General features: G+C 72.8%; 10 protein-coding genes. 7 read left to right on the top strand and 3 right to left on the bottom strand.

The annotated features are described in order from the left end of the window. Positions 1–31: 31 nt before the first annotated feature. Positions 32–184, bottom strand: a complete 153-nt coding sequence (locus ACM9LD_RS24925; RefSeq protein WP_415679202.1) for a hypothetical protein — start codon at positions 182–184, stop codon at positions 32–34. A gap of 299 nt (positions 185–483) precedes the next feature. Between ACM9LD_RS24925 and ACM9LD_RS24920 the strand changes: the two genes are divergently transcribed. From ACM9LD_RS24920 to ACM9LD_RS24890, 7 genes are all read left to right on the top strand, one after another. Beyond that, positions 484–882 (top strand): hypothetical protein, encoded by a 399-nt coding sequence (locus tag ACM9LD_RS24920; RefSeq protein ID WP_415679201.1) that lies wholly within the window; start codon positions 484–486, stop codon positions 880–882. A 71-nt stretch (positions 883–953) separates the two neighbouring features. Continuing rightward, entirely contained in the window at positions 954–1373 is a 420-nt protein-coding gene (locus tag ACM9LD_RS24915) for a DUF2752 domain-containing protein (protein ID WP_415679200.1), read from the top strand. Between the two features lie 47 nt (positions 1374–1420). Then, positions 1421–2326, top strand: a complete 906-nt coding sequence (locus ACM9LD_RS24910) for a S49 family peptidase (RefSeq protein WP_415679199.1) — start codon at positions 1421–1423, stop codon at positions 2324–2326. Positions 2327–2458: 132 nt separating this feature from the next. After that, positions 2459–2809 (top strand): rhodanese-like domain-containing protein, encoded by a 351-nt coding sequence (locus ACM9LD_RS24905; protein ID WP_415679198.1) that lies wholly within the window; start codon positions 2459–2461, stop codon positions 2807–2809. Continuing rightward, positions 2809–3642: a DUF4328 domain-containing protein gene (locus tag ACM9LD_RS24900; RefSeq protein ID WP_415679197.1), complete on the top strand. Its 834-nt coding sequence runs from the start codon at positions 2809–2811 to the stop codon at positions 3640–3642. Before ACM9LD_RS24905 ends, ACM9LD_RS24900 begins: the two co-directional genes overlap by 1 nt. Next, the gene (locus ACM9LD_RS24895; RefSeq protein ID WP_415679196.1) at positions 3627–4385 is read left to right on the top strand and encodes a glycerophosphodiester phosphodiesterase; all 759 of its coding nucleotides are present in this window, start codon (positions 3627–3629) and stop codon (positions 4383–4385) included. Before ACM9LD_RS24900 ends, ACM9LD_RS24895 begins: the two co-directional genes overlap by 16 nt. Positions 4386–4395: 10 nt before the next feature. Further along, positions 4396–5292 carry a DUF5926 family protein gene (locus ACM9LD_RS24890; RefSeq protein ID WP_415679195.1) on the top strand — a complete coding sequence of 299 codons (897 nt, stop codon included), beginning with the start codon at positions 4396–4398 and terminating at the stop codon, positions 5290–5292. A gap of 30 nt (positions 5293–5322) precedes the next feature. Here the strand turns inward: ACM9LD_RS24890 and ACM9LD_RS24885 are convergent, their stop codons facing one another. Next, complete coding sequence (locus ACM9LD_RS24885) at positions 5323–5982, bottom strand: TetR/AcrR family transcriptional regulator (protein WP_415679194.1); 660 nt, start codon at positions 5980–5982, stop codon at positions 5323–5325. Positions 5983–5991: 9 nt separating this feature from the next. Then, a partial coding sequence (locus tag ACM9LD_RS24880) for an LCP family protein (protein WP_415679193.1) occupies positions 5992–7078 on the bottom strand: 1087 nt, incomplete at its 5' end.

Here is a 7078-nt window from a genome sequence, read left to right as displayed (position 1 = left end):
CGAGCGGGCGGGGGCGGACCGTCGGGCGGGATCAGCCCAGCACGACGATGAGTGCCAGCGCGAGCGCGAGCACGGCCACCGTCAGCAGCGTGCGGGTCAGCGAGCGCGAGAAGTACACGGTGCAGGAGCTGCGCGATGCGGCGTCGGGCCCGGCGGCCAGGGAGTGAGTGTGCTTGACCGTCATCGCGCCGCCTTCCGTGTGTTGCACTTGTGAAGCTCGTCACAAGTGTGGTGTGGAACACTGTAGCGGACCTACAGGGGAGTAGGAAATCGATCCCGCAAGGCGGCGCGAATCGGCGCCGGTGGACAGTCGGGCCGAGAATGTCCGATGTTTGTTGTTCATTCAAGCAAATGTGACCTAGTAGACCGACGGATTCATTTACGGCGTCCACCTGCGGTGGCGCGGCAACGTCCGATAGAAACGCGGCCGGTTCCTATCGCAAACGCTTGGAATCCCGGGTCCGGCGCGGGAACATGGTGGACATGACCGGAACCAGCTTCGGGGCGCGCACCCAGCGCCTCAGTGGTGATCGGGCCGGCCGCATCCGCACCCTCGTCGGCGGCCGCCAGACCCGCACCGACATCGTCGTGTCGATGACACTGCTCGTCGCCTCCTTCACGGCGACGATCGTCAACCTCGCGCTCGCCGTGCGTGCGCTGCCCTCGATCCGCGAGTGCGCGGCCATGGCCTGCAGCTACACGGGCACCTTCGACGTCCTGGCCATCACCTTCCTCACGTCGCTGCTGCTCGGCACCACCTTCGGCGCACACGCGGTGCTCAACCTGCTCAACCGGCGCAACGCCTGGGGATACGCGCTGCTCGACGCCCTCGTCTCCTTCGGCTGCCTGTTCGGCGGCCTCGCGTTCGCCTCCGCTTTCTGACCCGCGCGCCTCGCCGGGCCGGGCCGACGCGTCCGCGCGCGACGTCCGCGCCCGGCGCTAACCTGGAAGCCATGACCACGACCGCGCCGTCGCCGTCCGTGCGCCTGCGGGCGTCCGCGTGGCCGATCGCCGCCGCGGCGGGCACGGGCGCCGTCGTCCTCGCGCTGCACCTGCGCGATCCGCACGTCCAGAACAGCTGGGGCGTGTGCCCGCTGTTCGCCGCGACCGGCCTGTACTGCCCCGGCTGCGGTGGGCTGCGCGCGGTCAACGACGTCACCAACGGCGACTTCCTCGCCGCCCTCGGCTCCAACGCCCTGATCTACCCGGCGGGCGCGGTCCTGGCGTGGCTGTGGCTCGCCTGGCTCGGCCGGCGGGTCGGATTCACCGTGCCGGCGGTGCCGCAGAACAAGTACCTGTGGATCACCGTCGGCGTGCTGGTCGTGGTGTGGACCCTCGCGCGGAACCTCCCCGGCTCTCCGCTGGCGCCCTGACCTGCGGCGACGGCGGAGTGTCGGATTCGCCCGCTACCGTCGGGTCCATGAGTCCCCTCGTGACCGATCTGCAGGACGCGGCCAAGGCCGCCAGTCACCGCGTGCGCGCCGCCCTCGGGCAGGCCGGCGGCGTCGTCCCCGTCGTGCGCCTCGAAGGCCCCATCGCGGCGCCCGCCATGTCGGGCGGGCTCGGCCGCGGCACCCTCAACCTGGCCGGCGTGGAGTCGGTGCTGCGTCGCGCCTTCGAGACCGACGACGCCGTCGCCGTCGCGCTGGTCCTCAACAGCCCCGGCGGCTCGCCGGCGCAGTCGGAGCTCATCGCCGCCCGGATCCGACAGCTGGCCGCGAAGCACGAGCTGCCCGTGCTCGCCTTCTGCGAGGACGTCGCCGCGTCGGGCGGGTACTGGCTGGCCTGCGCCGCCGACGAGATCTTCGTGACCACCACCTCCATCGTCGGATCCATCGGCGTGATCTCCGCGAGCTTCGGCGCGAAGGAGCTGATCGGGAAGATCGGCCTCGAGCGCCGCGTCTTCACCGAGGGCGACGCCAAGCACCGGCTCGACATGTTCGAGGACGTCCGGGAGGGCGACGTCGAATGGCTGCACGGCCTCCAGGGCGATATCCACAGCGCCTTCCGCGAGTGGGTCATCAGCCGCCGCGGCGATCGGCTCGGCGACGACCCCGCCCTGTTCACCGGCGAGGTGTGGATCGGCCGCAAGGCTGTCGACCTGGGCCTCGCCGACGGCGTCGGCACCCTGCGCGGCGTCCTCGAGGAGCGCTTCCCCGACGCCGAGATCGAGGCCATGCACACCCCGAAGCCGCTGTTCGCCCGCCTGCTCGGCGGGACCGCGGTCGATGGGGCCGGTCTCGCCGCCTCCGTCACGGCCGGCGTGCTCGACGGTGCGATCGCCGGCCTGCAGCGCCGCGGCCTGTGGGCGAATTTCGGGGCTTGACATGCTCGATCCACAGGGCGCGGAATCCGCGCTGGTGAAGGGCTCGCCGCACAACCCTCAAGTTGTGGATGAGCCTGTGGAAACTGTGGATGAATCGTCGGCGGTCCCCATCGCGCGTGGAAGACTGGAGTCATGACGGACTACCCCGCAGACGGTCCGATCCCCGTCGACGCGCTGCCCGCCGACCTCGCCGCGGCGCCGGGCCTCACTGTGCTCGACGTCCGGGACCAGGGCGAATGGGATCTCGGTCACGCGCCGGGCGCCGTGCACCTGCCGCTGCCCGACCTGCCCGTGCGGTTCGAGGAGATCGATCTCGACGACCAGGTGTACGTGATCTGCCGCGGCGGCGGCCGCTCCGAACAGGCCGTGCGCTATCTCGAAACCGTGGGGATCGAGGCCGCCGTCGTGGACGGCGGGATGATCGCCTGGGCGTCCGTGGGGCGGCCCGTCGTGCGGCCGGACGGCAGCCCGGGGGCCGTCTGATGCACCCGAGTCCCGCGCGCACCGCCCAGCCCCGCAGCCGGCTCCGCTGGCTCGCCCGGCGCCCGCCCGAGACGCTCCCGGTGCCGCGGCGCGCACCGTCGGCCCCGAAGCCGACGCCGCGCTACCCGGCGATCCCGCGCTGGGGCCTGCGTCAGGACTTCACCCCGGCCGCGCCCGCCGCGCCGACCACCGCGGAGGCCGCGGCCGAGGCGACCCCCTTCGTCCTGCGGCTGACCACCGGCATCGTGTTCGCGGCGGCGATCGTGGAGGGCCTGGCGTATCTCCTGCTCGTGATCAACCGGTCCGGGCCCGTGCCGGGCTGGCTCGCGGCGATCGCCACCGTCGCCGTCTTCGCGGCGGGCTGGCTCGCCGTGCTCGCGGTGATCGCGCTGTTCGTGGTGCTCGCGCTGTGGCTGCGGGTGGCGCGCGAGCGCGCGTACGCGGACCTCGGCACCCGAGAGCCGCGCCCGGCCTGGCAGCTGTGGGTGTACTGCCTGGTCCCGGTGGTGAATCTGGTGGCCGCGCCGGTGCTCGTGCTCGAACTCGCCGACGCGCAGCGGCGCGCGGCGGGGGAGCCGACGGATCGTCGCGCGATGTTCATCCGGCGATGGTGGGCCGGGTGGGTCGCGCTGACTATCGTCACCGTGGGGTGCGTGGCGTACTCGCGCGCGGCCGGCGGCCTCCAGCACGGCGCCGACGCGATGGTCTACACCGCGCTGACCTACCTGCTGAGCGGGGCGTTCCTGCTGGTCACGGCACGGTTGGTCGCGCTGATCGACGGGGGGCCGACGGCCCGGGAGCAGGAGGACGGGACGCGATGGCTGGCGGCGTAGCGGGGATCGTGGCCCATCGGGGCGCCAGCGGCGAGTACCCCGAGCACACCATGAGCGCGTTCGAGGCAGCGGTCGCCGAGGGCGCCGACGCCATCGAGTGCGACGTCCGGCTCACCAAGGACCAGCACCTCGTCTGCCTGCACGACCGCACCGTCGAGCGCACGTCCGACGGGACCGGCGCCGTCTCCGAGCTCGACCTCGCCGACCTGCGGGCGATGGACTTCGGCTCGTGGAAGCGGCCCGGTCATCCGGAGTCGGTCGTCACCCTGGATGAGCTGATCGAGCTCGCGCGCACGTCCGGCCGCAAGCTCTTCGTCGAGACCAAGCACCCCGTCCGGTTCGGCGGCATGGTCGAGCAGAAGCTGCTCGCGGCCCTGCAGCGCCACGGACTCGCCAAGCCCGACGACGCGGCCGACGCGCCCGTCATCGTCATCTCCTTCTCCGGCTCCGCGATCTGGCGCGTGCGCCGCAACGCCCCCGGCGTGCCCGCGGTGCTCCTCGGCGAGGCCTCGCGGCTGCTCGGCGGCGGCGCGGCCACCGCCGTCCGCGCCCAGGGCATCGGGCCGTCGGTGGACTCGCTGCGCGAGCGGCCCGACACCGTCGCCAAGGCCCGCGCCGCCGGGCGGTTCACCTACTGCTGGACCGTGGACTCCGAGGCCGACGTGGCCCTGTGCAACGGCCTCGGCGTCGAGTGGGTCGCCACCAACCACCCGGCCCGCACGCGCTCCTGGCTGCGAGGATAGGCTGCCGGGCATGGGTAGACGCGAACGCAATGCCACTCCCCGCGAGGGATCGAACCGTGCCGAGAAGCTGGCCGCCCAGCGCGCCCGCGCCGAGGCGAGCGTCGCCGACACCGGCCGCCCCTTCGAGGGCCTCGCCGCCGAGTGCGACATCGTCGCGCTGCGCAACTTCGTGCCCAGCGCCACCGCGCCGCTGAAGGTCGCCGGCGCGAACCGCGAAATCCGCCTCGCGACGGTGCTCCCGGGCGCCGCACAGGCCCTGGTCCGCGAGGAGGCCGACGGGGTCATCGGCTACGCCGCCCTGCAGACCGCGACCCGCCCGCTGCAGCCCGGCGCCGCGCTCGCCGGCGCCGCCCGGTTCGCCGCCGACGCCGCGGTGGGGGAGGCGCTGTCGGAGGAGTCCGACGGTGCCCTGCTCGAGGTCCTCGACGCCGCCGCGCCGCTCGAGGTCACCGTGCACAAGGACTTCGACTGGTGGCTCGCGGGCGAGGCCGACGCGCAGACCCGGCAGCTCGTCGAGCACGCCAACTCGCTCATCACCCCGGCCGCCCGCCTCGACCTGGGCGCCGACGGCATCGGCGCGCCCTGGTGGGCCGACACCGGCTCCAAGGCGCACCTGCGCTGGGTGCATCCCGCGCCCGAGGACGAGCTGATGGCCGCGCTGGCCCGCGTGCACGCCGCCGGCGGCCTCACTGTGGGCGAGGGCTCCCGGTTCGCCGGCTCGTTCCGGTCCGACGGCCTGCTCGTGCCCGTCTTCGACCTCGACCGCGAGTCGCACCCCGACGAGTGGGTGGCAGGCACCGTCGAACTGGCGAAGCGCCTCGCCGAGGCCCTGGCCGACGACTCCGAGCTCACCGGCGCGCAGCGGCGCTCCCGCGACGGCCTGCGCGGCCGCCAGGTCTCGCTGTAGACGGGCCCGGCTGATCCGTCCCCGGCCGGGTCAGCCGCGGAAGCGGTCGCCGAGGGCGCCGCGGAGGTACGCGCGGATGGTCTCCCGCACGTCGTAGGTCTCGGCGCTCGGTGCGAGCGAGCCGAGCGCGCTCGACAGTCGTGGCCGGCCCAGCACGTGCTGCGGGATCTCCCGGTCGATCCACGCGCTCGACGAGGGGCGGGCGTCGCGCATCGCCTGGTTGGTGCGCACCGTGACCTCGCCGATCGTGAACCGCCACAGCGCCAGCAGCAGGTGCAGGGCCTCCTGCTCGGGGATGCCGATCTCGTCCGTGGTGCGCAGGAACTCGTCGAAGGCCCACGCCGAGTAGGCGTCGATGATCTCGTCACCCGAGAGCACGTCGATCACCCACGGATGCTGCGTGAGGTGCTCGATCACGGTGAGCTGGAGCTGCACCAGCCGCTCGTGCGGGTCCTCGGCCAACTCGGGCACGGGGGTGTTCCACGACTGGTGCTCGAGGACGGCGCCCAGCAGGTCGTTCTTCGAGTCGAAGTAGTGGTAGATGCCCATCGCGCTGATGTCGAGGCGCGCCGCGAGGGTGCGCATCGAGAACTTCAGCGGGCCGTCGGTGGTGAGGATGTCGGCCGCGGCAGCGACGACCTGCTCCCGGTTGACCTTCGGCGGACGGCCGATGCGGCCGCGTTCTGTCATGGCGCCACCTTAACCGGTTCCCGGGGTCCCACTGAGGAGGCGAGCGGGAACGGGCTGGTCGGCGGCGAGGAGGCCGAAGAACTCGTCGGTGTTCTTGCCCCACGCGAGGGAGTCGCCGTCGCTGGTGTACTCGCTGCCCGCGGTGGGCGTCGTGGTGGTGACGGTGCTGCCGCTCATGGCCCACGCGAGACGCGCGAGGTCCCACAGGTGCGTGTCCTTGTCGACGGACAGCGCCTCGACGACCGCGTTCGACAGGCCCCACATCTCGAACGGGTTGAGCAGCGTCGTGGGCGAGGTCGCCTCCTTGAACAGCGCCGACATGAACTCGCGCTGGTGCACGACCCGGTCGAGGTCGGCGTTGGGGGTGGCGCGGGTGCGCACGTAGCCGAGGGCCTGTGCACCGTCGAGCGTCTGGCAGCCGGCCTTGATCCGCAGGCCGGCCTTGGGGTCGTTGATCGGGTACTTCGGGCACATCTCGACGCCGCCGATCGCGTCGACCATGGTCGCGAAGCCGCCGAAGCCGATCTCCGCGTAGTGGTCGATGCGCACGCCGGAGGCCTTCTCGAAGGTCTGCACGAGCAGCTGCGCGCCGGCCGCGTCGCCGTTGCCCGACGTGCTGCCGAGGAAGTAGGCGGCGTTGATCTTGTGCCCGCCCTGCCCGGGGATCTGCACGTAGAGGTCGCGGGGGATCGAGACCACGGTCGCGTCGCCGGACTTCGGGACGTGGACCAGCATGATCGTGTCGGTGCGGGCGCCGCCCAGGTCGCCGCCGGTGGCGAGCGCCTTCTGTTGCGCGGGCGTGAGGCCCTCGCGGGCGTCGGTACCCACGAGCAGCCAGTTCGTGCCCGGCGTGTCGGCGACGCGGCCCGCGTACGAGGCGAGCGCGTCGATCCGCGTGAGCTTGCCGTCGAAGTAGATCGTTCCCGCCACCGTGCCGACCAGGAGTAGCACGAGGAAGACGCCGAGCCAGCGGAAGGGGTGCAGCTTGCGCTTGCGGCGGACCTTCTTCGGCGCGGGCGCTTGGGGGGCGGGGGCGGCGGACCGTCGGCCGGGCTCGCGGTCACGACTGCGGCCGCGGCCCCGCGGGGGACGCGGG

The sequence above is a fragment of the Tsukamurella hominis genome (genome assembly GCF_965137015.1).
GTDB classification, from domain to species: Bacteria; Actinomycetota; Actinomycetes; order Mycobacteriales; family Mycobacteriaceae; genus Tsukamurella; species Tsukamurella hominis.
Note: the sequence above shows the minus strand (reverse complement) of the source record. Positions and strands in the feature narration are given on the sequence as shown.